At 64.2% G+C, this 26,063-nt stretch carries 20 protein-coding genes and 1 riboswitch; of the genes, 15 read left to right on the forward strand and 5 right to left on the reverse strand.

What is annotated here, in order from left to right; translation table 11 throughout:
• Positions 1–15: 15 nt before the first annotated feature.
• Both AC07VI_RS27335 and AC07VI_RS27340 read right to left on the reverse strand, forming a co-directional pair.
• Positions 16–483: a DUF2147 domain-containing protein gene (locus tag AC07VI_RS27335; RefSeq protein ID WP_086144905.1), complete on the reverse strand. Its 468-nt coding sequence runs from the start codon at positions 481–483 to the stop codon at positions 16–18.
• Between the two features lie 114 nt (positions 484–597).
• Positions 598–3,417, reverse strand: coding sequence for a valine--tRNA ligase (locus AC07VI_RS27340; RefSeq protein WP_492992480.1), 2,820 nt, complete (start codon positions 3,415–3,417; stop codon positions 598–600).
• Positions 3,418–3,587: 170 nt separating this feature from the next.
• On the opposite strand from AC07VI_RS27340, the gene AC07VI_RS27345 reads away from it, so the two are divergent.
• Together AC07VI_RS27345 and AC07VI_RS27350 are read left to right on the forward strand one after the other, a co-directional pair.
• Positions 3,588–7,409, forward strand: a complete 3,822-nt coding sequence (locus AC07VI_RS27345) for a hypothetical protein (protein WP_492992482.1) — start codon at positions 3,588–3,590, stop codon at positions 7,407–7,409.
• A gap of 440 nt (positions 7,410–7,849) precedes the next feature.
• Positions 7,850–8,905: a porin gene (locus AC07VI_RS27350; RefSeq protein ID WP_086144902.1), complete on the forward strand. Its 1,056-nt coding sequence runs from the start codon at positions 7,850–7,852 to the stop codon at positions 8,903–8,905.
• 7 nt (positions 8,906–8,912) lie between these two features.
• Here the strand turns inward: AC07VI_RS27350 and AC07VI_RS27355 are convergent, their stop codons facing one another.
• The gene (locus tag AC07VI_RS27355) at positions 8,913–11,009 is read right to left on the reverse strand and encodes a putative bifunctional diguanylate cyclase/phosphodiesterase (RefSeq protein WP_226936258.1); all 2,097 of its coding nucleotides are present in this window, start codon (positions 11,007–11,009) and stop codon (positions 8,913–8,915) included.
• A 238-nt stretch (positions 11,010–11,247) separates the two neighbouring features.
• Between AC07VI_RS27355 and AC07VI_RS27360 the strand changes: the two genes are divergently transcribed.
• The 12 genes from AC07VI_RS27360 to AC07VI_RS27415 all read left to right on the forward strand — a co-directional run bounded on the left by AC07VI_RS27360 (position 11,248) and on the right by AC07VI_RS27415 (position 22,700).
• Positions 11,248–11,988 (forward strand): Crp/Fnr family transcriptional regulator, encoded by a 741-nt coding sequence (locus AC07VI_RS27360; RefSeq protein ID WP_492992485.1) that lies wholly within the window; start codon positions 11,248–11,250, stop codon positions 11,986–11,988.
• A 47-nt stretch (positions 11,989–12,035) separates the two neighbouring features.
• Entirely contained in the window at positions 12,036–13,940 is a 1,905-nt protein-coding gene (locus tag AC07VI_RS27365) for a hybrid sensor histidine kinase/response regulator (RefSeq protein WP_226936256.1), read from the forward strand.
• A gap of 28 nt (positions 13,941–13,968) precedes the next feature.
• Entirely contained in the window at positions 13,969–14,775 is an 807-nt protein-coding gene (locus AC07VI_RS27370) for a response regulator (RefSeq protein ID WP_099375340.1), read from the forward strand.
• A 38-nt stretch (positions 14,776–14,813) separates the two neighbouring features.
• The gene (locus tag AC07VI_RS27375; RefSeq protein ID WP_086144897.1) at positions 14,814–15,068 is read left to right on the forward strand and encodes a hypothetical protein; all 255 of its coding nucleotides are present in this window, start codon (positions 14,814–14,816) and stop codon (positions 15,066–15,068) included.
• 108 nt (positions 15,069–15,176) lie between these two features.
• Positions 15,177–15,292: riboswitch (TPP riboswitch) on the forward strand.
• 78 nt (positions 15,293–15,370) lie between these two features.
• Entirely contained in the window at positions 15,371–17,284 is a 1,914-nt protein-coding gene (thiC, locus tag AC07VI_RS27380; RefSeq protein ID WP_086144896.1) for a phosphomethylpyrimidine synthase ThiC, read from the forward strand.
• A gap of 20 nt (positions 17,285–17,304) precedes the next feature.
• Complete coding sequence (thiS, locus tag AC07VI_RS27385) at positions 17,305–17,508, forward strand: sulfur carrier protein ThiS (protein ID WP_071079564.1); 204 nt, start codon at positions 17,305–17,307, stop codon at positions 17,506–17,508.
• A 25-nt stretch (positions 17,509–17,533) separates the two neighbouring features.
• Positions 17,534–18,328: a thiazole synthase gene (locus tag AC07VI_RS27390; protein ID WP_086144895.1), complete on the forward strand. Its 795-nt coding sequence runs from the start codon at positions 17,534–17,536 to the stop codon at positions 18,326–18,328.
• Positions 18,328–19,092, forward strand: a complete 765-nt coding sequence (gene thiD / locus AC07VI_RS27395) for a bifunctional hydroxymethylpyrimidine kinase/phosphomethylpyrimidine kinase (protein ID WP_492996252.1) — start codon at positions 18,328–18,330, stop codon at positions 19,090–19,092. The genes AC07VI_RS27390 and thiD overlap by 1 nt, the downstream gene beginning before the upstream one ends.
• A gap of 10 nt (positions 19,093–19,102) precedes the next feature.
• Positions 19,103–19,726 (forward strand): thiamine phosphate synthase, encoded by a 624-nt coding sequence (gene thiE, locus AC07VI_RS27400; RefSeq protein WP_099375338.1) that lies wholly within the window; start codon positions 19,103–19,105, stop codon positions 19,724–19,726.
• A gap of 78 nt (positions 19,727–19,804) precedes the next feature.
• Entirely contained in the window at positions 19,805–20,437 is a 633-nt protein-coding gene (locus AC07VI_RS27405) for an ANTAR domain-containing response regulator (RefSeq protein ID WP_070222669.1), read from the forward strand.
• 113 nt (positions 20,438–20,550) lie between these two features.
• Entirely contained in the window at positions 20,551–21,657 is a 1,107-nt protein-coding gene (locus AC07VI_RS27410) for an S-(hydroxymethyl)glutathione dehydrogenase/class III alcohol dehydrogenase (RefSeq protein WP_086144892.1), read from the forward strand.
• A 188-nt stretch (positions 21,658–21,845) separates the two neighbouring features.
• Positions 21,846–22,700, forward strand: a complete 855-nt coding sequence (locus AC07VI_RS27415) for a hypothetical protein (protein ID WP_492992490.1) — start codon at positions 21,846–21,848, stop codon at positions 22,698–22,700.
• A gap of 13 nt (positions 22,701–22,713) precedes the next feature.
• On the opposite strand, the gene AC07VI_RS27420 is transcribed toward AC07VI_RS27415, so the two are convergent.
• Positions 22,714–23,238: a GNAT family N-acetyltransferase gene (locus AC07VI_RS27420; protein WP_099375336.1), complete on the reverse strand. Its 525-nt coding sequence runs from the start codon at positions 23,236–23,238 to the stop codon at positions 22,714–22,716.
• The gene (locus AC07VI_RS27425) at positions 23,235–23,510 is read right to left on the reverse strand and encodes a hypothetical protein (RefSeq protein WP_086144889.1); all 276 of its coding nucleotides are present in this window, start codon (positions 23,508–23,510) and stop codon (positions 23,235–23,237) included. The genes AC07VI_RS27420 and AC07VI_RS27425 overlap by 4 nt, the downstream gene beginning before the upstream one ends.
• A gap of 110 nt (positions 23,511–23,620) precedes the next feature.
• On the opposite strand from AC07VI_RS27425, the gene AC07VI_RS27430 reads away from it, so the two are divergent.
• Positions 23,621–25,930 carry a UvrD-helicase domain-containing protein gene (locus AC07VI_RS27430; protein WP_492992493.1) on the forward strand — a complete coding sequence of 770 codons (2,310 nt, stop codon included), beginning with the start codon at positions 23,621–23,623 and terminating at the stop codon, positions 25,928–25,930.
• Positions 25,931–26,063 lie beyond the last annotated feature (133 nt).

The raw sequence follows: 26,063 nt of genomic DNA on the forward strand, positions 1-26,063 counted from the left end.
AGGGCAGGGGCTTGCTTACTCTTCGCGCACCCACGTCTGCGAGCGGCCAAACATCGGCACGCCCACATAGCCGCGCACTTGCAGCTTGGTGCCGCCTTCCGTCAGCTCGGCCTTGCTCTTGTAGGTCTTGCCATTGGCAGGGTCCATGATTTCGCCGCCCGTCCATTCCTTGCCATCATATTTCAGGCCAGACAGGATCACCATGCCGATGATGGGCTGGTCTTTCTTGGCGCCCGTGCACTTGTCGCACTTGGGGTTTTGATCTTCGTCAGGCCCGCGGAACAGCTTGTCGATCTTGCCTTGCAAGACGCCGTTGCTTTCCGTGATGACGATCAGGGATTTCGGCTTGCCGCTGGCGTCGTCGATGGTTTTCCATGTGCCCACGGGGGTGAAGTTGCCGTCGCGCGCGGCGGCGCTGCCGGCGATGGCCAGGGCGGCCATCATGATGCTTGCTGTGATGCTCGCTTTGAATATTTTATGCATTGCCAGTCTCCAATGGTTTTTTTTTGATCGGGTCACGAACAGTTATATACCAAGGCAAGACCAGCGGTACTGCGCGGCGTCACGGAAACGCCGCGCAATCCTTCCAAACTTGCCTTATGCGCTGGCTAGTTTAGCAAACTGTTCGCGCAGTTTTTCAATTGTCGCCGAAAAACTGAGCAAACGCTCGTTTTCTTGCGCAACGATGGCAGCCGGAGCGCGCGCGACAAAGCTTTCATTGCCCAACTTGCTGTTGACCTTGGCAATTTCCGCTTCGATGCGGGCGATTTCCTTGCCCAGGCGCTCGCGTTCGGCCGCCACGTCGATCTCCACTTTCAGCATCAGCTTGGTGGTGCCGACGATGGCGACGGCCGCAGGCGAGTCCGGCAACGCATCGACGATCTGCACGTCGGCCAGCTTGCCCAGCGACTGGATGTACGGTGCGTACGAGGCCAGCGCGGCCTTTTCCGCCGCATTGCCCGCTTCGACGATCAGCGGTACGCGCACGGAAGGCGAAATCTGCATTTCGCCGCGCAAGTTGCGCGTCGCGTCCGTCAAGGCTTTCAGCTGCTGCATCCACGCTTCGGCCGACTCGTCGATCTTGTCGGTGTTGGCGATCGGATACGGCTGCATCATGATGGACACGCCCTTGGGCTCGCCTTCTGGCGTCGGCAGCTTGCCGGCCAGCGGCGCAACGCTCTGCCACAGCGCTTCCGTGACGAACGGAATGACCGGATGGGCCAGGCGCAGCACCACTTCCAGCACGCGCAGCAGGGTGTGGCGGGTGGCGCGCTGCTGGCCTTCCGTGCCTTGCTGTACTTGCACCTTGGCTACTTCCAGGTACCAGTCGCAATACTCGTCCCACACGAATTTGTAGATCGATGCGGCGATGTTGTCGAAACGGAAGTCTTCGAAGCCCTTGGCCACGTCCAGTTCCGCCTTTTGCAGCAGCGAGATAATCCACTTGTCCGCTTGCGACAGATCAACATCGTTGGCCGTGCAATCCTTGCCTTCCGTATTCATCATGACGAAACGGGTGGCGTTCCACATCTTGTTGCAGAAGTTGCGGTAGCCTTCGCAGCGGCCCAGGTCGAAATTGATGTTGCGGCCCAGCGAGGCGTAGCTGGCCATGGTGAAGCGCACGGCGTCCGTGCCGTAGGCCGAAATGCCTTCCGGGAATTCCTTGCGCGTCGCCTTGGTGATCTTTTCCGCGTCGCGCGGGTTCATCAGGCCCGTGGTGCGCTTGACGATCAGGCCTTCCAGGTCGATGCCGTCGATCAGGTCGATCGGGTCCAGGGTGTTGCCCTTCGACTTGGACATCTTCTGCCCCGTCGAATCGCGCACCAGGCCGTGCACGTAGACGGTTTCAAACGGCACCTTGCCCGTGAAGTGCGCCGTCATCATGACCATGCGCGCGACCCAGAAGAAGATGATGTCGAAACCCGTGACCAGCACGGACGAGGGCAGGAAGGCCTTCATGTCCGGTGTTTCTTCAGGCCAACCCATCGTCGAGAACGGCACCAGGGCCGACGAGAACCACGTGTCGAGCACGTCGTCGTCGCGCTTCAAGGGACCCGTGCTGCCGGCGGCCAGGGCCTTGGCTTGCGCCTCGGCTTCCGTCTTGGCAACAAAGATATTGCCCTTGTCGTCGTACCACGCCGGGATTTGATGGCCCCACCACAGCTGGCGCGAGATGCACCAGTCCTGGATGTTGTTGAGCCACTGGTTGTAGGTGGTGCTCCAGTTTTCCGGCACGAACTTGATTTCGCCATTGGCGACCTTGTCCAGCGCCGTTTCCGCGATCGACTTGCCTGGGAAGAAGGTGCCTTCCGGGGCCGGTTTGCTCATGGCGACGAACCACTGGTCCGTCAGCATCGGCTCGATGACGACGCCCGTGCGGTCGCCGCGCGGCACCATCAATTTATGCGGCTTGACCTGTTCCAGCAAGCCTTGCGCGTCGAGGTCGGCGACGATCTGCTTGCGCGCGGCGAAGCGGTCCATGCCGCGGTAGGCGGCCGGCGCGTCGTCCGTGATCTTCGCGTCCAGGGTCAGGATGACGATCTGCGCCAGTTTGTGGCGCTGGCCGACAGCGTAATCGTTCATGTCGTGCGCCGGGGTGATCTTCACGCAGCCGGTGCCGAATTCCTTGTCGACGTATTCGTCGGCGATGATGGGGATTTCGCGGTCCGTCAGCGGCAGTTTGAGCATCTTGCCCACCAGCGCCGTGTAGCGCTCGTCCGTCGGATCGACGGCCACGGCCACGTCGCCCAGCATGGTTTCAGGACGGGTCGTCGCCACCGTCAGGAAGCCGCTGCCGTCGGCCAGCGGGTACTTGATGTACCACATGGAACCGTCTTCCTCCTCGGACACCACTTCCAGGTCGGACACGGCCGTGCCCAGCACGGGGTCCCAGTTGACCAGGCGCTTGCCGCGGTAGATCAGGCCCTGCTCGAACAGGCGCACGAAGACGTCGGTGACGACTTTCGAGCGCGGTTCATCCATCGTGAAGTATTCGCGCTGCCAGTCGGCCGAGGCGCCCAGGCGGCGCATCTGGCCGGTGATGATGGAACCGGATTTTTCTTTCCATTCCCACACTTTTTCCACGAATTTCTCGCGGCCCAGGTCATGGCGCGAAATCTTTTGCGCGTCCAGCTGGCGCTGCACGACGATTTGCGTGGCGATGCCCGCATGGTCGGTGCCGGGTATCCAGGCCGTGTTGTGGCCCAGCATGCGGTGGTAGCGGGTCAGGCCATCCATGATGGTCTGGTTGAACGCATGGCCCATGTGCAGGGTGCCGGTGACGTTCGGCGGCGGCAACTGGATGCTGAAGGAAGGTTTTCCCGCATCGAGGGTGGCGGTGAAGTAACCGCGCTGTTCCCACTCGGTGCGCCAGAATTGTTCAATGTCGGCGGGCTCGAAAGACTTGGCTAATTCCATGATTTGGCGTGTGATTGGCAAAAGGAACCATTATAAGGCGTGCATAAAGCATGCGCAGCAAATAGCGGGCCTGGATGGCCCGAAAAGCCGCGCACGATTGCGCAATATTGCCTCATTGTATTTTTTTCAAGCTATCATCTTTGCAACATTATTTGAATATTCAGGCAATCATGAAAAAAATGTGGCAATTGGCCGTGTTCGGCGCCGGATTGGCTGCCGGAGGCGCGTGCGCCGGCGTTTCGGAGGGGATGGCGGCTTTCCAGCGCGGGCGCTGCGTTGACGCCGTGGCCCAATTGCACGGACCGGCACTGGGCGGCAATATCAAGGCGCAAAAGGTTCTCGGCGATATCTACATGGGCGAGGAGCGATGTTCGGACGTGGCGCGCAGCGATGCCGATGCCGGGCGCTGGTATCTGCTGGCGGCCAAGGGGGGCGATCGCCTTGCACAGGAGAAACTGGTTTCCTTATATACGAGCTGGTCGGGCAGCATGAAGGATCCTGCGCGCGCGCTGCCCTGGTTGCGCCGCTTGGCGTCGCAGGGCGCCGGCAAACCGATGGCGCAACTGGCGCAAATGTATGAACGGGGCGAAGGCGTGCCGGCCGACCGGGTGCTGTCATATGCACTCAACCTGCTGGCGCAGCAAGACAGGGAGTGGAGCGGCGCGGCCGCGATGGAGAAGTCCCTGCCGGCGCAGCGTGGCAGGATGTCGCCGGACCAGGTCGATGAAGCCGTGCGCCTGGCTGCCAGCTGGAAGCGGGGCGCGCCCCTGCCGGCGACGTCGCTGACGGGACAGCGTTCGCCGCAGGACTGGTACCGCCGCGCCGCCGAGGCCGGCAACATGGAAGCCGCCTACCAGCTGGGCTTGCTGTGCTGGAAAGGCACGGGCGGTCTGGATGAAAAGCAGGCCGCCCGCTGGCTGCGCAAGGCCGCCGAAAGCGGCCACGCCAAGGCCCAGCTGCAGCTGGCCGTGATGTACGGCATGGATCGGGGCGTGCCGCAGGACTATGTGCTCGCTTCCATGCTGAGCCAGCTGGCGGCGGCGGGCGGAGAGCAGGGGGCCGCCGCCAGCGTGGCCGGCTGGGCAAAGGCGATGAATGCGGCGCAAAACGCCGAAGCGGATCAGCTGGCGCGGGCGTGGAAGGTGGGCATGCCGCTGCCGCAGGTCTCGGTGCACGGCATGGAACGCGTGATCCACTATGTGCGCGAGGCGCGCGACAAGCTGCCGCCGACGCCAGAGGTGACGGCGCTGTTCGACGCTGCCAGCGAGGGCGATGAAGCGGCCTTCGGCAAACTGCTGGCCGGCGTCGCCGAGCCGGGCGCTTACCGGATCGGCGAGCGCACCTTGCTGCACGCCTTGATCTTGCCCGCGTACAGCCTGGTCGAAGCCGAATCGGCATGGCAGAAGGCGCAACCGCGTCTGGACGACGCTCTGTTGCAACAGGTGCAGCGGCGGGCGCACCGCCAGGCGCAACGCGGGCGGCACGCCGCGCTGCTGCCGGCCAGGCTGCGCATGATGACGCTGCTGTTGCAGCGCGGCGTGCCGGTCGGCGAAGGCACCGGGGGCAGTAGCGTCGCGCCCCTGCACCTGGCGGCCATGTATGGCAACGCCGCGATGGTGCGCCTGTTGCTGGCCCATGGCGCCGATGTCCGGCACTACGGCGCCGGAAATGACACGCTGGCGCCGCTGGAATACGCGCTGCAGCAGGAAGCCGCGGGCACGCTGCCGGAATTGCTCGACGCGGATGAGCGCACGGCGAACATGATCGCCTTGCTGGACGCCGGTTCGGGCCTGCCCTATCTGGTGGGCGACCAGCGCATGGCGGAGCTGCGCCATTCACAGAAAAAGACGGAGAAAGACGGCGCGGCGCGGCCAGCCGAGCGGCCGCTGGCCGATGACATGCTCTGGAGCCGCTTGCTGGGCCAGACGCGCGGCACCGAAGTGCTCGATAAAATGCTGGCCACCGGCACCACGCCGTCTATCGACGACCAGGGCAAGTCGCTGTACGCCTACGCCGCCGAAGCGGGCAACGCCGGCGTGCTGGACTGGCTCAAGCAGCGCGTGCCCCGCCATGATGCAAAGGGAGAGGATCGCTGGCTCGACGCGGCGATGCGCGCCATGTACAACCATCAGCCGGCGTCCGAAGACGTGCTGCGCCAGCTGGTGGAGCCCGGCATGCCATGGCAGCAAGTCGGCCCCGCAGCCGAAGAGTCGCACAGGAGAGCGCTGGGGACGCTCGATGCGCTGCACCTGGAAACGGAGACGCTGCTGTGGCATGCGGTGCGCAGCCAGCGACCGGACTGGGTCGTGCGCCTGGCCGCGATGGGCGCGCCCGTCGTCAGCGACGGTTATCGTCCGCCCTTGCTGGCGGCCGTTGAAAATAGCGACGCGGCGATGGTCAAGCTGTTGCTGGGCCTGGGCGCCGATCCGCTGGGCGGCGAGTTCCCCGTATTGCGGCTGGCGCTGAAACTGCCGCCGACGGCGGACAATAATGCCGTGCTGACATTGCTGCTGGCGGCCGTGGCGGCGCGCCAGCCGCTGGCAGACATCAAGTGGTCGCCATTGGACGAGGCGCTGCGTGCCGTGCGCGATGCGGCCGGCGTCGAGCGGGTGCGCCTGATGCTGGCAGCCGGCTTGCCGGCCAGCCAGTTGGGCTTGAACGCGGCCCTGCTCGCCGTGCAGTCGCCGCAGCGCGCACTGGCGCCGCTGTTGCTGGAGCACGGCATGTTGCGGCGTGCCGACAGTGTGCGGCGCGCGCCGGGCGATGCGGTGGTGCTGCGGCAGGCGCTGCGCGCGCGGCGCGACGACCTGCTGCCGCGCCTGCTGGACCTGGGGCTGGACCCGAACTGGCGCGGTGCCAATCAGAAGAGCGCGCTGGAACAGGCCATTCTCAATGGCAACACCGAGGCCGCGCGCCTGTTCCTCGCGCGCGGCGCGCGGATCGAGGTAAGCATGGATCACCCATGGGGTGGCGCGCTGGACCTGGCCGCCGCCAGCCTCAATCCCGATATGCTGGCCCTCGTCACGCGCGACTCGACGCTGTCGCTGGACAAGGTATGCCTGCCGGACACGTCGAACCTGGTCAACATTGCCTTGCACGCGTCCGATGCGTATTGGAACTTGTTGCTCAAGCATGGCTTTGCCGCCGCGCCGCAACAGTGCGACCCCGCCATGGCGCCGCGCCTGATTGCCGCCTTTGCCGACGAACCGAAGCACATGCTTGCCGGCTGGCTGGGCCAGCGCTTCGCTGCGCGCCTGCCGCGCCTGGCCGGCAGCCTGCGCCAACTCGCGCCGCAGGACTGGAGCGCGCTGCGCGCCGCGGGGCGCGATGACATGCTGGCCATCCTGGCGGCGGGCGGCTGGCGGGTGCCGCCCGCCGAGGTTGCCGCTGCACCCGCGCACAAGGACAAGGCTGCCGACCTGGCGCTGCAACGGCGCTTGCCGGGACGCTATGCGCTGGGGCACAGGGCCGAGGTCGCGTCGCACATCGTGCTGCGCGCCGACGGGCGTTTCAGTTACCGGATGCTGTACGGCGCCGATGAGCAAGCGGCGCAGGGGCGCTGGTCGGTGCTGGACGGCGAATTGCTGCTGCAGGGCGATGGGGCCTCGCCCGATGCGTCCTTTGCGCTGTTGCCGCCGCGCTCCGGCGACGCCACCACGGGCCCGGCCCGCATCATCGTCGAATATCGGGGCGAGGCCGTGCCCGATATCGCTCTGGCGGCGCTGGGCGATGCGCCCGCGTTTGCCAATGGCATCAGCGGCACGCAGCCGTGGCAGGTGCCGATTGCGGGGCCGCTGCGCCACCTGGTGCTGTCCCATCCGGAAACGGGCTTTACCACGGTGAAACTGCCGGCCCGGCAAGGCCTGTTGCGTTTTGCGCTGTATCCGCCGCGCCCGGGCATGCGCGATTTCCACGCCGTCATCGGCATCGAGGATGGCAAACTGGCCTGGGATCGCGACGGGCAAATGTTGTTGTACGACAAGCTGAAGTGAACGCGGCCGCATGACCGTGTTTTGGCGGCCTGGCGAGTCGTTTTCACGCAACAGAACGGGGAGAGGGGCGCTGCCGATGCTATAATGCCGGCCTCGGCGCCTCCAGCCCCATCCTTGCGGACGGCGCCAGCAGACGCGGTTGTATAACGTTTCATATCCAGCACTCGTCCGCGTCTCAAGGCCAGCGCATCAGCGATGCCAGCCACCTTCAGTGCGTCCCCTTCGGGCCGGGCGCCTGAGCCACGCGCACCGCCAGCGGTGCACCATTCACGGCGGAATCAAAGCGGCTCGTCATTGCACGCCGCTGCCGCCACAGCTTAGCCAGGATCTGTTGTCCGGCGCGTCGTCTTTTGATACGGCATCCCCCGCATGGCGCCTTGCCGCCTGTGGCCTTGCCGTGGCCGCCGCTTTCCTGGTGTCGCTTTTACAAGGAAATCAGCATGAAAAAAATCGCCATCGTTGCCGCTCTTGCCACCACCGTGGGCGCCTTGCCTGCCGCCCAAGCCCAGTCGTCCGTCGATCCGTCTTCCGTCACCATGTATGGTTTGATGGATGCGGGCCTGGTGCAGGAAGGCGGCGTCAGCAAGCTCACCAGCGGCATCTCGGCCGGTTCGCGCCTGGGCTTGCGCGGCACGGAAGCGCTGGGCAATGGCTGGCAAGCCGTGTTCACCCTGGAAGCGGGCGTGCAGGGCGACACGGGCCGCTCCGACCAGGCGGGCCAGCTGTTCGGCCGCCAGGCCTTTGTCGGCATCGACAGCCCGCTGGGCATGCTGACCGTGGGCCGCCAGTACAACCTGCAAAGCCAGGCGCTGACGGACGTGGCCGACCCCTTCGAAGGCGGCTTTGCCGGCGCGGCGACCAACCTGGCCGGCTTTTCGGCCACGCGCATCGACAATACCGTGCGCTACACCTCGCCCGAGCTGCGCGGCGTGACGGCCACCGTCATGTACGGCTTTGGCGAACACACGGGTATTGCGGCAGATCAACGTTCGCTGGGCCTGGCCCTGGGCTATGTCAACGGTCCTTTGACCCTGCGCCTGGCGCGCCAGAGCCGTGCCGGCGAGCCGGGCAAGGCTGACGCGAACAACACCATTCTGGCCGGTAATTACAACTTCGGCGTGGCCACGGCGTTCGCCGGCTATGGCCGTAACACGGGCGAGGGCAGCTCGATGTTCTTCGCGGAAAACCCGTATGGCGCGGCGCAGGCGCCCGCCGCTTCGACCGACAGCCGCGACGCCATCGTCGGCGTGTCCGTGCCGCTGGGCGCAACGACCTTGCTGGCCTCGTATGTGCGCAAGGATGACCGCAACGCGGCCAACCGCGACGCGCAGCAGCTGGCCATCGGCGCCACGTATGCCTTGTCCAAGCGCAGCAAGGTATATGCTGCCTACGCGCATATCCGCAACCGCAACGACGCCGCCTACATGGTGGGCAACGCCACGGAAGTGGGCACGGGCAACCGCGCGCTGAACATCGGCTTGCGCCACGCGTTTTAACGCCTGGTCAAACCATCGCCAGGGCAGGCAAGGTGCTGCCCTGGCGTAGTAATTGTTCGAAGGCGGGCGCGGCCAGCGGACGGCTGAACAGATAGCCCTGCATCTGGTCGCAGCCGTGCCGGCGCAGGAAGGCCAGTTGCTGTGCCGTTTCCACGCCTTCGGCAATCACTTTCAGGCGCAGGCTGTGCGCCAGCGCGATGACGGCTTGCACGATGGCCGCGTCGTCGTCGCTGTGCGTGAGGTCGCAGACGAAGGATTTGTCGATTTTTAATACGTCGATGGGGAAGCGGCGCAGGTGCGCCAGGCTGGAATAGCCGGTGCCGAAGTCGTCGATCGACAGCAGCAAGCCCAATGCCTTGAGCTTGCCCATGGTGGCGATCGCCTGTTCCACGTCCTGCATCATCATGCTTTCCGTCAACTCCAGCTCCAGGAAACGCGCTTCCAGGCCTGTCACGGCCAATATTTCCCGCACCGATTGCAGCAAGCTGCTTTGCCGGAATTGCCGCGCAGACAAATTGACGGCCAGGCGCAAGCCGCCCAGTCCCTCCCGTTGCCACGCCCGCGCTTGCGCGCACGCCGTGTGCAGCACCCAGGCGCCGATGGGCACGATCAAGCCCATTTCCTCGGCCAGGTGGATGAATTCACCGGGCGCAATGGCGCCCAGGGTGGGGTGGCGCCAGCGCAGCAGCGCTTCCATGCCGACGATCTTGCCGCTGTCGAGTTCCACCTGCGGCTGGTACACGAGGTGGAACTGGCCACGCTCGAGCGCATGGCGCAACTCGCTTTCCAGGTTCAGCCGGGCCAGCATGCTGGCATTCATGGCCGGCGCGTAGCTTTGCCAGTGGTTGCGGCCCTGTTCCTTGGCGCGGTACATGGCGATGTCGGCATGCTTGATCAGGGTTTCCGCGCTGTCGCCGTCCAGCGGATAGGTGGCCACGCCCATGCTGCACGTGAGAAAGAATTCATGGCCGCCCACCAGCAGCGGCTGCGCCACGGCGTCCAGCACGCGCTGCAGGATGAGCTGGCCCGGGTCGCTGTTGGCATGTTGCGGCAGCAGCAGGACGAATTCGTCGCCGCCCAGGCGCGCCACCGTATCGACTTCGCGCGTGGCGGCGCGCAGGCGGTCGGCGATCAGTTTCAGCAGGGTATCGCCCGCGTCGTGGCCCAGGGTGTCGTTGACGAATTTAAAGCGGTCGAGGTCGATGAACACCACCCACAGGGGCAGGGTGCTGCGGCGCGCCACGGCCATCGCCTGTTCCAGCCGCTCGCGCAGCAATAGACGGTTGGCCAGGCCCGTGAGGATATCGTGGCGCGACTGGAATTCCAGTTCCTGCTCGAAGCGCATGACGGTGCTGATGTCGTATTGCGCTACGACAAAGTGGCTGACGGCGCCATCGCCATCGTCGCGCACGGGCGCGACGAACAGCTCGCTCCAGTACGTGCTGCCATCCTTGCGGAAATTGCGCACGATGGCCTTGCCTTCGCGCTGTTCGCGCAGGGCCGCGGTAATGGCGTGCATGTCCTGGCGCACATGTTCCGGCCCCTGCAAGTCTTCCAGGCGCTGGCCGATGACTTCGCCGGCCGCATAGCCGGTGATGCGCTCGAAGGCGGGATTGACGTATTCGATCAGGTAGCCGGGCGCGTCGGCGCTGCACAGGATGATGGCATTGGCCGACACTTCGATGATGCGTTCGCGCAAACGCAGCGACTTTTCATTGCGCATGCGCGCGGCGATATCCTCGGACAGGCGCAAATTGGCGAACTGCAAGGCTGCCGTGCGTTCGCCCGTGATGCGGGCAATCACGGAGTTGCGCGACACCAGCTGGTACACATAGGCCGTGGCCAGCAGGCTCGATAACATTCCACCGAGCAACACGTACAGCGAGCCGCGGCGGTTGGCGTCCAGGCTCAGGCCGTGGGCCGGCAGCATGGCAGCACGCAGCGCATGGCTGCCGGCGTGGTCCTGCAGCAGCAGCCGGGCGGTTTCCGTTTCGATTTGCCGCGCCGAGGCGTAGCACAGCGCCGTCAGGCACAGCCCGACCGCCAGGGTGATCAGGGCCGAGGTGGAGACGGAAATGGAGATGCGCTTGAAGAATGATTGCATGATGGCGTCCGGTGAGCAGCGCCGGCGCCGACCCATGATCGGGCAGCCCTGGCAGTGACCGACTGTAGGATGGGCGGCGATTCAGCGTCCGTTCGCTACCGAACGGACATTCATGCCAGCAAGAAATATAGTCGGTCCACCGTGCAAGCAGTGTGTTACGCTGCACACCATGGCGACCCTCGTTCGGACGCCTTTCATCTACCCCCTAGCTGACGACTGGAAACCAGGAAACCTGCCCATGTCGAGTCCGCATGCCCAGCTGCACAACCCGAATCAAAACCATTTGCTCGCCGCCATGCTCGACGCCGATTTCGCGCGCCTGGCCCCCTACCTGGAGCAAGTCTCCATGCTGCTCGGCGACGTGATCTACGACTCGGGCGACAAGCTGCAGCATGTGTACTTCCCCACCACGGCCATCGTTTCCATCCACTACCTGCTGGAAAACGGCGGCTCGTCGGAAATTGCCGGCGTCGGCAACGAGGGCATCGTGGGCGTGTCGCTGTTCATGGGCGGCAATTCGACGCCGAGCCGTGCCATCGTGCAGACGGGCGGCGTCGGCTACCGGCTGAAGGCCCATCTGCTGATGGAAGAATTCGACCGTGCCGGCCCCGTCATGCGCTTGCTGCTGCGCTATACGCAAGCGCTGATCACGCAAATGTCGCAGACGGCCGTGTGCAACCGCCACCATACTGTGGAGCAACAATTATGCCGCTGGCTGCTGCTGACCATGGACCGCCTGCCGAACCGCGAGCTGACCATGACGCAGGAGCTGATCGCCAATATGCTGGGCGTGCGTCGCGAAGGCGTGACGGAAGCGGCGGGGCGCCTGCAGCAGCGCGGCCTCATCAGCTACCGGCGCGGCCATATCACCGTGCAGGACCGCGCCGGCCTCGAAGGCCAGGTGTGCGAATGCTATGGCGTCGTCAAGAAGGAATTCACGCGCCTGCTGTCGGACGTGCGCCAGCGCCAAGGCCGCTAGGCGCCGCATTTCCCTTCCCTATATTGTTGTCATCGCCCAGGCTGCCCATGCACTCAGTTGAAAATAACCCTAACCGCGCCCCGTCGCGCTGGCCCATGGCGTTGGCGTTCGCGTTCAGCGCCGTCGCCCTGCTGGCCGTCGGCGCGCTGGCCTGGCGCGCGCCGTTGGAAACGGCCTGCGTCATCGACGCACTGGTCTTCCTGCTGCTGATGCTGCTCGTGGCGCTGTACCGGCGCACGGTGGCGGCCAGCCTGCCGCGCCAGCTGCTCAAGGCGGGCGCCCTGCAGGATGCGATTTTCAACAGCGCCAATTTTTCGTGCATCGCCACCGATGCGCAGGGCGTGATCCAGATTTTCAACGTGGGCGCCGAACGCATGCTCGGCTACGCGGCCAGCGACGTGGTCGACAAGCTGACGCCGGCAGGTATTTCCGACGCGCAAGAAATCGTCGCCCGCGCGGCCGCCCTCAGCGCCGAACTCGACACGCCCATCACGCCGGGCGTGGAAGCGCTCGTGTTCAAGGCCACGCGCGGCATCGAAGACATCTATGAGCTGACGTACATCCGCAACGATGGCAGCCGTTTTCCCGCCATCGTCTCCGTGACGGCCCTGCGCGACGCGCAGAGCAAGGTCATCGGCTATTTGCTGATCGGCACCGACAACACGGTGCGCAAGCAGGTCGAGGCGGAACAGGCGCTGCTGGACCAGCGCCTGCGCGAACAGCAGGCCTACACGCGCTCGCTGGTCGAGACCAATAATGCCGAGCTGAAGAAGGCGCGCCTGGTGGCGGAAAAGGCCAACCGCGCCAAGTCCGAATTCCTGTCGAGCATGAGCCATGAATTGCGCACGCCGCTCAACGCCGTGCTGGGTTTCGCCCAGCTGATGGCGTCCGACGTGCCGCCGCCCAGCCCGCCGCAGCAGCGCTCGATCGAGCAAATCCTCAAGGGCGGCTGGTATCTTTTGCGTTTGATCAATGAAATCCTCGACCTGGCCATGATCGAATCGGGCAAGGTCACCCTGTCGCAGGAAGCGATGTCGCTGCTCGACGTGCTGCAGGATTGCCAGGCCATGATTGCGCCGCAGGCGGAAAAGCGCGGCATCCGCATGCATTTCCCCCGCTGCGGCAAGGCCTTTTATGTGCATGCGGACCGCACGCGCGTGAAACAGGTGATGATCAACCTGCTGTCGAACGCCATCAAGTACAACCAGGGCGGCGGCGCCGTCACCGTCGAATGCAGCGGGCATGGCGACAAGGTGCGCGTGAGTGTGCGCGACAGCGGCGCCGGCCTCGACGCGGCCCAGGTGGCACAGCTGTTCCAGCCCTTCAACCGCCTGGGACAGGAAAACAGCACGGAAGAGGGCACGGGCATCGGCCTGGTCGTTACCAAGCAACTGGTCGAATTGATGGGCGGCACCATCGGCGTCGACAGCGCCGTCGGCGTGGGCACCACGTTCTGGTTCGAGCTGGCCGCCAGCAGCGCGCCGGAACTGGTGCTGGGCGACGGCGACGCGCTGCCGCAGGTGCAGGAACCGCAGGAAAGCCTGCGCACCTTGCTGTACGTGGAAGACAATCCCGCCAACCTGGCGCTGGTCGAGCAATTGATCGCCCGCCGCAGCGACTTGAAACTGCTGACGGCCATCGATGCGCACCTGGGCATCGACCTGGCGCGCACCTACCAGCCGGACGTGATCTTGATGGATATCAACCTGCCCGGCATCAGCGGCTACGGCGCGCTGCACATCCTGCATGATGATCCCCTCACCAGCCACATTCCCGTCATGGCCCTGTCGGCCAACGCCGTGCCGCGCGACATTGAAAAAGGCTTGCAGGCGGGCTTCTTCCGCTACCTGACCAAGCCGATCAAGGTTGTCGAGTTCATGGATGCGCTCGACGTGGCCCTGCACCATGCAGCCGCGCACGGCCTGGCCGACGACACTCACGCAATACGCTAATTCAGCACTCAATTTTAGGAATACCGCCATGCTTCAAGCCACCGAGATCCTGAACGCCAGCATCCTCATCGTCGATGACCAGGAGGCGAACGTCATGCTGCTGGAACAGGTGCTGCGCAATGCCGGCTACACGCGCATCACGTCCACCATGGACCCGCAGGCCGTGCGCGCGCTGCACCAGCAGCACCGCTACGACCTGATCCTGCTCGACTTGCAGATGCCGGAAATGGATGGTTTTGAAGTCATGGAAGGCTTGCGCGACCTTGAGGCGGGCAGCTACCTGCCCGTGCTGGTGATCACGGCCCAGCCCGGCCACAAGCTGCGCGCCCTGCAGGCGGGCGCCAAGGATTTCGTCAGCAAGCCCTTCGACCTGGTGGAAGTCAAGACGCGCATCCACAACATGCTGGAAGTGCGCCTGCTGTACCAGAAGCTGGCCGAATACAACAAGTCGCTGGAACAGATGGTGGAAGAGCGCACGGCGGAGCTGCGCGAAAGCGAAGCGCGCTTCCAGCGCTTCACGGAACTGTCGTCCGACTGGTACTGGGAACAGGATGCGCAGGGCAACCTGACGCGCTTTTCCGGCCCCGTGGCTGAAATGCTGGGCATCGGCAGCGAGGAAGAACCGCAGCGCTGGAACGCCGCCGAGCGCGCCTTGCTCGACGCCAAGATCGCCGCGCGCGAACCGTTCCTCGATTTCATCTACAGCCGCGCCAACCTGGACGGCAGCACGCAGTATCTGCAGGTCAGCGGCGAACCGATGTTCGACAATGGCAGCCGCTTCATCGGCTACCGCGGCATCGGCCTCGATGTCACGGAGCGCCAGCGGGGAGCGTGATTTATACTTGGTGTTATTGATATTGACCAGGAAAAATCATGACTGACAAATCTCCCTCCTACTGGTTCCCTGCCAAGACCTATGGCTGGGGCTGGGGCTTGCCCATCACCTGGCAGGGCTGGCTGGTGTTTCTGGCCGCGCTGGCCCTGTTCGCCTGCGGCGCCTTCCTGTTCCCGCCGCAAACCATGCTGGTGGGCTACATCGTCTATGAGGTGGCCATCGTGGCCGCGCTGATTTTCATCTGTCAGCGCAAGGGCGAACCGACCAGCTGGCGCTGGGGCAAGAAGAAATAATCGTGACGCCGTCTGCTGCATTGCAGCAGATGCGCAAACACGACACCGGCAAGAAATCATCTGGCCACGCGGCGCGAAGCGCGTATAATTGGCTCGCTGCCGCAAGGCGGCAAACGCTAGGGGTCCTGCCTTTCGCTGTGGAAACACAGTGCAAGCGCGGGTGAGAAATACCCTCCGAACCTGATCTGGATAATGCCAGCGAAGGGAAGCTTTAGGATGAACGCACCCCGCCTTTCCGCGTGCGCACAGCCGAACCTCCTTAGCTGGCTCCAGGCTTAAAAATAGCTAGCCAAGGAGCCAAAATGAACGCCAACCCGAAATTCCTCTCCGCCACCGCCACGGTCGACGAAGCCGCCATCGCGCCGCTGCCCAATTCGCGCAAGATCTACGTGCAGGGCAGCCGCCCCGACATCCGCGTGCCCATGCGCGAAATCAGCCAGTCCGACACGGAAGCGTCGTTCGGCGGCGAAAAGAATCCGCCGATCTACGTCTACGACACCTCCGGCCCGTACACGGACCCGGACGTGCAGATCGACATCCGCTCGGGCCTCGATACGCCGCGCCTGCCGTGGATCATGGAACGGGCCGACACGGAAGAGCTGCCCGGCCCCACCTCCGACTACGGCATCGCCCGCCTGGCGGACCCGAAACTGGCCGAGCTGCGTTTCAATCTGCACCGCAAGCCGCGCCGCGCCATTGCCGGCAAGAATGTGACGCAAATGCATTACGCCCGTCAGGGCATCATCACGCCGGAAATGGAATTCGTCGCCATCCGCGAAAACATGCGTCGCCAGGAATATCTGCGTGAACTGAAAGCTTCCGGGCCCATGGGCGAGCGCCTGGCCGACCTGATGGGCCGCCAGCATCCGGGCCAGTCGTTCGGTGCCAGCATCCCGGCGGAAATCACGCCGGAATTCGTGCGCGAGGAAATCGCCCGCGGCCGCGCCATCATTCCCGCCAACATCAACCACCCGGAAGTCGAACCGATGATCATCGGCCGTAATTTCCTCGTGAAAATCAACGCGAACATTGGCAATTCCGCCGTTACTTCGTCGATCGGCGAGGAAGTGGAAAAGATGACCTGGGCCATCCGCTGGGGTGGCGACAACGTGATGGACTTGTCCACCGGCAAGCATATCCACGAAACGCGCGAATGGATCGTGCGCAACAGCCCCGTGCCCATCGGCACCGTGCCGATTTACCAGGCGCTGGAAAAGGTCAACGGCAAGGCCGAAGATCTGACTTGGGAAATCTTCCGCGACACCCTCATCGAGCAGGCCGAGCAGGGCGTCGACTACTTCACCATCCACGCGGGCGTGCTGCTGCGCTACGTGCCGATGACGGCCAAGCGCCTGACGGGCATCGTCTCACGCGGCGGCTCCATCATGGCGAAATGGTGTCTGGCGCACCACCAGGAATCGTTCCTGTACACGCATTTCGAAGAAATCTGCGAAATCATGAAGGCGTATGACGTATCGTTCTCGCTGGGCGACGGCTTGCGCCCCGGCTCCATCTATGACGCCAACGACGAAGCGCAGCTGGGCGAACTGAAAACCCTGGGCGAGCTGACACAGGTTGCCTGGAAGCACGATGTACAGGTGATGATCGAAGGCCCGGGCCACGTGCCCATGCAACTCATTAAAGAAAACATGGACTTGCAGCTGGAGCAGTGCGGCGAAGCGCCGTTCTACACCCTGGGACCATTGACCACCGATATCGCGCCCGGCTACGACCACATCACCTCGGGCATCGGCGCGGCCATGATAGGCTGGTACGGCACGGCCATGCTGTGCTACGTGACGCCGAAGGAACACCTGGGCTTGCCCAACAAGGCGGACGTCAAGGACGGCATCATCACGTACAAGATCGCGGCGCATGCGGCCGACCTGGCGAAAGGCCATCCGGGCGCGCAGATCCGCGACAATGCGCTGTCGAAAGCCCGCTTCGAATTCCGCTGGGACGACCAGTTCAACATCGGCCTGGACCCGGACAAGGCGCGCGAATTCCACGATGAAACCCTGCCCAAGGATTCGGCCAAGGTGGCGCATTTCTGCTCCATGTGCGGCCCCCATTTTTGCTCGATGAAGATCACGCAGGAAGTGCGCGAATACGCGGCCGGCATGGGTATCGCGGAAGACAAGGCGCTCCAGCAGGGCATGGAAATCAAGGCCATCGAGTTCATCAAGAACGGCGCCGAGCTGTACCGCAAGGTCTGAAGGAGAGCGTGATGCCTGCATTGATATCCATCACGCTCAACGGCGCGCCGCACCAGGTGCCGCCGGGGCAAACCCTCGATCAACTGATCGCCGCGCTGTCGCTGGAAAACCAGGCGCTGGCGCTGGCCGTCAACCGCAACGTCGTGCCGCGCAAGGCGTGGCCAGGACAGGTCTTGCAGGTGCAAGACCAGGTAGAGATCGTACGCGCCATCGGCGGCGGCTGAGTTGAGAATAGACAAGGAAAAGCACATGAATACCGCAACACAGGACGACCTGCTGACCATCGCAGGCAAGCAATATCAATCGCGCTTGCTGGTGGGCAGCGGCAAGTACAAGGACTTGCCGCAGACGCGCGAAGCGACGGACGCGGCCGAGGCGCAGATCATCACGGTGGCGATACGGCGCGTGAATATCGGGCAAGACCCGAACGCGCCCAGCCTGCTGGACTTCGTGCCGCCGGACCAGTACACGATACTCCCGAACACGGCCGGCTGCTACAACGCGAAAGACGCCGTCTACACCCTGCAGCTGGCGCGCGAACTGCTGGGCGGGCGCAACCTGGTGAAACTGGAGGTGCTGGGCGATGAAAAGACCCTGTTTCCGCACATGCCGGAAACCCTGATCGCGGCCGAAGCGCTGGTCAAGGATGGTTTTGACGTGATGGTCTACTGCAGCGATGACCCCATCCAGGCGAAGATACTGGAAGACATCGGCTGCGTGGCCGTCATGCCGCTGGCCTCCCTGATCGGCTCGGGCATGGGCATCCTGAATCCGTGGAACTTGTCCTTGATCATCGACCAGGCGAAAGTGCCCGTGCTGGTGGACGCGGGCGTGGGCACGGCGTCGGATGCGGCCATCGCCATGGAACTCGGCTGCGATGGCGTGCTGATGAACACGGCCATCGCCGGCGCGGGCGACCCCGTGCGCATGGCGCGTGCCATGAAGCTGGCCGTGCGGGCCGGGCGCGAAGCGTTTCTGGCGGGGCGCATGCCGCGTAAATTCGCCGCGTCGCCATCGTCGCCGATGGCGGGCCGCCTGGCGTGATGGTGCCAACGTTGCCGACGGTGCTGGTGTTTGCCGGCGTCGACCCGTCGGGCGGCGCCGGCATCGCCGCCGATATTGTCGCCATTGCGGCGCAGGGCGCGCATGCGCTGCCCGTCGTGACGGCGCTGACGGTGCAGGACAACGACAGGGTCTTTGGCGTGCAGCCGGTGGCGCCGGAGCTGCTGCGCCGGCAGGCGCAGGCGCTGATCGACAAGATGGCGATTCACGTCGTGAAAATCGGCATTCCCGGCAGCGCCGCGAACGCGGCCGTCATCGCGCAGCTGGTCGGGCAATTGCGGCAAACCCGGCCGGACTTGCCCGTCGTGCTCGATCCCGTGCTGGCCAGCGGCCATGGCGACGTGCTCAGCCGTGACGACGCCGTGCTGGCGCTGGCGCCCTTGCTGCCGGTGACGAGCGTGATCGTGCCGAACGGGCCGGAAGCGCAAGCCCTCGGTGGCGCAAGCCGCTTGCTTGCGCAAGGTTGCCGGCACGTGCTGGTGACGGGCGGCCATGGCGCGGGGGAGATGGTTGTCAACCGCTGCTTCGATAGCGTCGGCGGCGAGCGCGAGTGGCGCTGGCCCCGTTTGCCCGGCGCATTTCACGGCAGCGGCTGTACTTTGGCCTCCGCCATCGCGGCGCGGCTGGCCTTGGGACATACGCTGGCGGAAGCGCTTGACCTGGCGCAAAGCTATTGCCATGCGGCCTTGTCCGATGCGTATGCGATTGCGCCCGGTCAACTCATGCCGCAACGATTCATTCAATAAGGAAAACATCATGCGTGGACTGTATCTGGTTACCCCGAACTGGGACGACACCGACCGCCTGCTCGACATCACGGAGCAGGCCTTGCACGGCGGCGTGGCCCTGCTGCAATACCGTCACAAGAGCGCCGACGCGCAGCAGCGGCGCGAGCAGGCGGGCGCCCTGCTGGCCCTGGCCCGCAAGTTTGGCGTACCGTTCATCATCAACGATTTTCTTGAGCTGTGCGAAGAGCTCGACGCGGACGGCGTGCACGTGGGCGGCACGGATGCGTCCGTCGCGCAGGTGCGCGCCAGGCTGGGCAAGGACAAGATCGTCGGTGCATCCTGTTATGGCGACATGGCGCTGGCCAGGACGGCCGAGGCCGGCGGCGCCAGCTATGTGGCTTTCGGCGGCTTTTATCCTTCGCTGGTGAAAAAGTATCCGGTGACCACGCCCCTGGACATCGTGCTGCAGGCGAAACGCGAGATCGCCTTGCCGTGCGTGGTCATCGGCGGCATGACGCCGGAGAACGCGGCACCGCTGGTGGCGCGCGGCGCCGACATGGTGGCGGCCATCAGCAGCGTCTTTAACGATGCATACCAGGCGGACGATGTGGATATTGCGGTGCAGCAATTCAATCAGTTATTTGCTGCATGAGCATGGGGGCGCAAGGCTGATTTGGGGCAATAATCGGCATATAATAAGAACATCATTCATTATCGAGGTTCCCCACCCATGAGTCAGCCAGCCGCCGCGAAACGCCTTATCCTGATCGTTGACGATGACCAGCTCCTGTTGGAATTCCTCGGCGAAGTCCTGCGCCATGCCGGCTACGAGACGGCCCTGGCCAATTCGGCCGAAGTGGCGCTGCAGCTGGTCGCCCAGCGCGAGCCGGACCTGGCCTTGCTCGACATCCACATGCCCGGCATGTCCGGCCTGGAACTGGCCAAGCGTCTGCATGGCGAGACGGGCGTGCCCTTCATGTTCCTGTCCGGCAGCGGCGACAGCGAATCGGGCAAGCAGGCGGCCGCCTATGGCGCCGTCGGCTACGTGGTCAAACCCGTCGATGAAGGCCGCTTGATGCCTGCCTTCGAAGCGGGCCTGGCCCGTGCCGACGAGATCCGCCAGCTGCGGCGTACCGAGCTGAACCTGAACGCGGCCCTGGCCGCCGGGCGCGAAACGAGTCTGGCCGTTGGCTTGCTGATGGGCAAGTTCCAGACGGACCGTAACACGGCGTTCGAAGTGCTGCGCGACCACGCCCGTTCCAGCCGCCGCAAGATCAATGAAATCGCCAGCCAGCTGCTGCTGGCCGAGGAAACCCTGAACGGCCTGCACGGCGCGTTTTTGAACCGGGCGAAAACCAAGTAAGTGTTTCAAGTAAGCGTTGCACCGGCGCCGGCGTGGCACGTCGGCGCCTGCCTTGTTATGATGTGATGATACGGCGCGCTGGCGCGCCTGGTTCAACCATACACAGGACACACATGAAAACCAAAGCAGCGATTGCCTGGAAGGCGGGCGCCCCGCTGACCATCGAAGAAGTCGACCTGGCCGGCCCGCGCGAGGGCGAGGTACTGGTCGAGATCAAGGCCACGGGCATTTGCCACACCGATTACTACACCCTGTCCGGCGCCGATCCCGAAGGCATCTTCCCGTCCATCCTCGGCCATGAAGGCGCCGGCATCGTCGTCGATGTGGGGCCGGGCGTGAAAAGCCTGAAAAAGGATGACCACGTCATTCCCCTGTACACGCCGGAATGCCGCCAGTGCAAATTCTGCCTGTCGCAAAAGACGAACCTGTGCCAGTCGATCCGCTCGACCCAGGGCCGCGGCCTGATGCCGGACGCCACCTCGCGCTTTTCCATCGACGGCAAGCCCATCTTCCACTACATGGGCACGTCCACCTTTTCCAATTACATCGTCGTGCCGGAAATCGCGCTGGCAAAGATCCGCGCAGACGCACCGTTCGACAAGGTCTGCTACATCGGCTGCGGCGTGACGACGGGCGTGGGCGCCGTGCTGTTCACGGCCAAGGTCGAGGCGGGAGCCAACGTGGTCGTGTTCGGCCTGGGCGGCATCGGCCTGAACGTGATCCAGGCGGCGAAGATGGTCGGCGCCGATAAAATCATCGGCGTCGACATCAACCCGGCGCGCCAGGCCATCGCGCGCAAGTTCGGCATGACGCATTTTGTCAACGCCAATGAAGTGGAAAACGTTGTTGATACCATCGTGCAGCTGACGGACGGCGGCGCCGATTATTCGTTTGAATGCATAGGCAACACCACCACCATGCGCCAGTCGCTCGAGTGCTGCCACAAGGGCTGGGGCCAGTCCATCATCATCGGCGTGGCGGCGGCCGGCCAGGAAATTTCCACGCGTCCATTCCAGCTCGTGACGGGACGCGTGTGGAAGGGTTCCGCCTTCGGCGGCGCGCGCGGCCGCACGGATGTGCCGAAGATTGTCGACTGGTATATGGAAGGCAAGCTCAATATTGACGATTTGATTACGCATCGTTTGAAACTGGAAGATATCAACCAGGGTTTCGACTTGATGAAGAGCGGTGAATCGATCCGCTCCGTCGTGCTGTACTGATAGGCATACGCCGTACCACGGCGTTTTTGCGGAGGCTTAGGCCTCCGTTTTTTTTGCTTGCCGCTTTGCCATCCATCGCGTTTATCTGCCGCCCAGGCGGGTCTTTTTGCCGCCTGTCGCACCGCGCTGGAGGACAGGTTCGGTTGCCGCTACAGTCAACGCTCCCCTACTTTTGCGACGAGGCAGCCATGTCCACTTCCCACCGTTTGATCCTCAGCCTGGCCGGTATCTTGCTTGGCGGCAGCGTGCTGGCCGTGCAGCCGCCGCAGCCGCCCGCGCCGCCGGCCCCGCCCGCGCCGCCCAGCAAGCACATCAATATTTCCATGGGCAGCGGCGATGGCTATGCGCTCGTCGACAGCAGCGAGGACAGCGTCACCATGGCCGGCACCGATGTCGACGGCCAGCAGATCAAGCAGCTGCAGCGCTCGCTCAAGGGGCAATTCCTGTGGTTCCGCGACCAGGGCAAGGGCTATGTGACGCAGGATGCCGCGCTGCTGGCCCGCGTGCGCGAGGCCTGGAAGCCGTCGCAGGATCTGGGTTTTCAGATGAGCGGCCTGGGCAAGCAGATAAGCGAACACGGCAAGGCGATGGGCGAACTGGGCAGCAAGATGGGCGCGCATGGCGCGGCGCAGGCGAACGTCGGCGCGCGCGATGTGGCGCAACTGCAGGCACTGGGCCGCCAGCAGCAGGAACTGGGCCGCAAGATGGGCGAGGCGGCACGCCGCCAGGCGCAGGCGACCACGGAGACGGCGCGCCGCGCGGCCGGACGCGAGGTGGAACGCCTGCAGCAGCAAATGGAAGATGCGCAGGACGCGACGGAAGAGGTCAACGACCGCATTGCCGCCGCGCAAGAACGCGAGGCGGACAAGGTGGATGCGTTGTCGCGCCAGATGGATCAGCGGGGCAAGCCGATGGAAACCCTGGGCAAGCAGATGGAAGCGCTGGGACGCCAGCAGGAAAAGGCCACCAAGGCGGCCGACAAAGCCACGCGCCAGGTGATCGCCCAGGCCCTCAGCGAGGGCAAGGCAAGACTGGTGCGCTGAGTGTTGTGCCGCATCAGCGCGCCAGCGGCATGCGCATCAGGCAGCGCAGCGCCGGCTCATGCCCGTCCTGCGCTTCGCGCGCCAGCTTGCGCGCATGTCCCGCGCCCAGCGCCGCGGCGTCGATTTCGCTGAAACCGTGGCGCGCATAGTAGGGGCCGTTCCACGGCAGGTGGCGGTAGGTGCTCAGTGTCAGCCAGGCGCACCCCAGGGACCGGGCATGGGCCGCGGCCGCATCGAGCAGGCGCGCGCCCAGTCCCTGCCGTTGCTGCGGCAGGGCGACGGACAATTCCACGATGAACAACTGGCCGTCCAGCAGCTCGGCGCCCAGGAAACCCACGGGCATATTGCATCCATCGGCGGCCACCCACACGCCGCCCTGCTGCTGCAGCGCCTGCAAAGTGCTCAATGGCAAGGTTTCTCCTTGCGCCAGCCACGCCAGCGCCGGCCCGGCCTGGGCAAACAGGGCCGCGGCGCTGCGCTCGACCTGGGCCAGCAGGGGCAGGTCGGCGCCGCTGGCCGCGCGTATCGCATGGCTCATGGCGCATGCCACGCGGCGGCGACGGCGCGGTATTGCGCCGGCAGCTGCGCCCTGGCCTCGTCTTCGCTCGCATATGCCTCATCCTGCAGCGTTTCCCATTGCGCATCGCAGCTGAAACGGTACACGCGCGCCTCGCCGTCGTAGCGGCACACGGCCAGGCCATGGATGGCGATGGGGGCGGCGCCGGTGTCGCTGGCTACGTGGCCGAAGGGCAGGTCGGACCAGGCCCAGGCCAGTACGCGGGCGCCGTCGAGGTGGGTGGGTGGTGTCATGGGATACAGGCCGCAGTGTCGGGACGCCGATTGTAGCGCGCACGCGGCGAATCCGGCGCGACCGCTGGACAAATGCACAGTATTTTTAGCCATGCCGGTATAATCACGGGATGCAAAATCTTCTTCACAACCTCAATCCCGAACAATTGGCTGCCGTCACCCTGCCGGCCCAGCATGCGCTGATCCTGGCCGGCGCCGGTTCGGGCAAGACCCGCGTGCTGACCACCCGCATCGCGTGGCTGATCCAGACCCAGCAGGTATCGCCGCCCGGCATCCTGGCCGTGACGTTTACCAATAAAGCCGCCAAGGAAATGCTCACGCGCCTGTCGGCCATGCTGCCGATCAATACGCGCGGCATGTGGATCGGTACCTTCCACGGCCTGTGCAACCGCTTGCTGCGCACGCATTACCGCGACGCGGCCTTGCCGCAGACCTTCCAGATCCTCGATTCCCAGGATCAGTTGTCCGTGATCAAGCGCTTGTTGAAGGCGAACAATATTGATGATGAGAAATTCCCGCCGAAGACGGTGATGTATTTCATCAACAACGCCAAGGACCAGGGCTTGCGCGCCACGGACGTGGAAGCGTACGACGCGCACGAGCGCAAGATGGTCGAGCTGTACCAGCTGTACGACGACCAGTGCCAGCGCGAAGGCGTCGTCGATTTTGCCGAATTGCTGCTGCGCACGTACGAGTTGCTGAGCCGCAACCAGCCCCTGCGCGAGCATTACCAGGCCCGTTTCCGCCACATTTTGGTGGACGAGTTCCAGGATACGAACAACCTGCAATACAACTGGTTGAAATTGCTGGCCGGCCACGGCAGCCGCGATGGCGGCGCCCTGTTTGCCGTCGGCGACGATGACCAGAGCATCTATGCCTTCCGCGGCGCCAACGTGGGCAATATGAGCGCCTTCGAGCACGAGTTCCAGGTCAAGAACTTGATCAAGCTGGAGCAGAACTACCGCTCGCACGGCCACATCCTCGACAGCGCCAACGTGTTGATCGCGAACAATAGCAAGCGCCTGGGCAAGAATTTGCGCACGGACGCGGGCCATGGCGAGCAGGTGCGCGTGTACGAAGCCAGTTCCGACCTGCAGGAAGCGCAGTGGATCATCGACGAGGCGAAAAGCCTGATCGCCGACGGCGCCTCGCGCAGCGAAATCGCGATTCTGTACCGCTCGAACGCGCAGTCGCGCGTGATCGAACACGCGCTGTTCTCGGCCGCGATTCCGTACCACGTGTATGGCGGCCAGCGCTACTTCCAGCGCGCCGAGGTCAAGCACGCAATTGCCTATTTGCAATTGATGGACAATCCGCACAATGACTCCGCTTTCTTGCGCGTGGTCAACTTCCCCACGCGCGGCATCGGCATGCGTTCGATCGAGCAGCTGCAGGCCGCCTCCGAGCAGTACGGCATCTCGCTGTACGCGGCCGTGCCCTACGTGGCGGGCAAGGCGGGCAGCGTGCTGGCCGGCTTCGTGAAACTGGTCGAAGGCGTGCGTTTTGAAACGCAGCAATTGTCCCTGCCGGAAATGGTCAGAGTCGTGCTGGAAGCGAGTACCTTGCTCCAGCATTATCAGAATGAAAAGGAAGGCGCCGACCGCATCGAAAACCTGGAGCAGATGGTCAGCGCGGCCAGCCAGTTCATTTCCGAGGAAGGTTTTGGACAGGGCGCACCGGCCCACCTGGGCCCAGCCGCCCAGGCGCAGTCGGGCGCGCCCGTCGTCAACCAGGACGGCATCGAGATACTCGACGCGGACGCGCCGCTGCCGGCCGTGATGTCGCCGCTGTCCGCGTTTTTATCGCACGCGTCGCTGGAAGCGGGCGACAACCAGGCGCAGGCGGGCCAGGATGCGCTGCAGATGATGACGGTGCACTCGGCCAAGGGCCTGGAATTCGACAACGTCTTCATTACGGGCCTGGAAGAGGGCCTGTTCCCGCACGAAAGCAGCTCGAAGGAAGACAATGGCGTGGAAGAGGAACGCCGGCTGATGTACGTGGCCATCACGCGCGCGCGCAAGCGGCTGTACATGAGCTTTTCGCAGACGCGCATGCTGCACGGCCAGACGCGCTACAACATGAAGTCGCGCTTTTTCGACGAATTGCCGGAAGAGTCGCTGAAATGGCTGTCGCCGAAGGTGCAGGCGAACTGGTTCGGCAACCGCAAGTCGGCCTGGGACGAGGCGCCGCGCGTGGCCAGTCTCGGCTCGGACAATGCGATTGCGCAAAAGATCGCGCAAAAAGCCACGGGCGGCGGCTGGCGCATCGGCGAATCGGTCGCGCACGCCAAGTTCGGTGAAGGCGTGATCGTCAATATCGAAGGCGGCGGCGGCAATGCGCGCGCGCAGATCAACTTCGGCCAGCACGGCATGAAGGTGCTGGACCTGGGGATCGCCAAATTGGAACGCCTGGGCCACTAGTTTGCTGAGCAGCAATAAAAAAGGGCAGCCTGCGCAGGCTGCCCTTTTTTTATGCGGTGACCCGTCCTGGAATAAGTTGACACTTTTTCGTTACAGAGAAGGAGTGTCCGATGGAACAAGGGTTTCGACGCAG

The sequence above is a fragment of the Janthinobacterium sp. GW821-FHT03A03 genome (genome assembly GCF_059421435.1).

Bases quoted from the DNA above. Each gene is read 5' to 3' on its own strand.
- AC07VI_RS27415 (WP_492992490.1), top strand. From the start codon at position 21,846: ATGTCCACTTCCCACCGTTTGATCCTCAGCCTGGCCGGTATCTTGCTT.
- AC07VI_RS27405 (WP_070222669.1), top strand. From the start codon at position 19,805: ATGAGTCAGCCAGCCGCCGCGAAACGCCTTATCCTGATCGTTGACGAT.
- AC07VI_RS27345 (WP_492992482.1), top strand. From the start codon at position 3,588: ATGAAAAAAATGTGGCAATTGGCCGTGTTCGGCGCCGGATTGGCTGCC.
- AC07VI_RS27425 (WP_086144889.1), bottom strand. From the start codon at position 23,510: ATGACACCACCCACCCACCTCGACGGCGCCCGCGTACTGGCCTGGGCC.
- AC07VI_RS27370 (WP_099375340.1), top strand. From the start codon at position 13,969: ATGCTTCAAGCCACCGAGATCCTGAACGCCAGCATCCTCATCGTCGAT.
- AC07VI_RS27410 (WP_086144892.1), top strand. From the start codon at position 20,551: ATGAAAACCAAAGCAGCGATTGCCTGGAAGGCGGGCGCCCCGCTGACC.
- AC07VI_RS27375 (WP_086144897.1), top strand. From the start codon at position 14,814: ATGACTGACAAATCTCCCTCCTACTGGTTCCCTGCCAAGACCTATGGC.
- AC07VI_RS27350 (WP_086144902.1), top strand. From the start codon at position 7,850: ATGAAAAAAATCGCCATCGTTGCCGCTCTTGCCACCACCGTGGGCGCC.
- AC07VI_RS27360 (WP_492992485.1), top strand. From the start codon at position 11,248: ATGTCGAGTCCGCATGCCCAGCTGCACAACCCGAATCAAAACCATTTG.
- AC07VI_RS27365 (WP_226936256.1), top strand. From the start codon at position 12,036: ATGCACTCAGTTGAAAATAACCCTAACCGCGCCCCGTCGCGCTGGCCC.
- thiE (WP_099375338.1), top strand. From the start codon at position 19,103: ATGCGTGGACTGTATCTGGTTACCCCGAACTGGGACGACACCGACCGC.
- AC07VI_RS27340 (WP_492992480.1), bottom strand. From the start codon at position 3,417: ATGGAATTAGCCAAGTCTTTCGAGCCCGCCGACATTGAACAATTCTGG.
- AC07VI_RS27335 (WP_086144905.1), bottom strand. From the start codon at position 483: ATGCATAAAATATTCAAAGCGAGCATCACAGCAAGCATCATGATGGCC.
- AC07VI_RS27420 (WP_099375336.1), bottom strand. From the start codon at position 23,238: ATGAGCCATGCGATACGCGCGGCCAGCGGCGCCGACCTGCCCCTGCTG.
- AC07VI_RS27430 (WP_492992493.1), top strand. From the start codon at position 23,621: ATGCAAAATCTTCTTCACAACCTCAATCCCGAACAATTGGCTGCCGTC.
- AC07VI_RS27390 (WP_086144895.1), top strand. From the start codon at position 17,534: ATGAATACCGCAACACAGGACGACCTGCTGACCATCGCAGGCAAGCAA.
- thiC (WP_086144896.1), top strand. From the start codon at position 15,371: ATGAACGCCAACCCGAAATTCCTCTCCGCCACCGCCACGGTCGACGAA.
- AC07VI_RS27355 (WP_226936258.1), bottom strand. From the start codon at position 11,009: ATGCAATCATTCTTCAAGCGCATCTCCATTTCCGTCTCCACCTCGGCC.
- thiD (WP_492996252.1), top strand. From the start codon at position 18,328: ATGGTGCCAACGTTGCCGACGGTGCTGGTGTTTGCCGGCGTCGACCCG.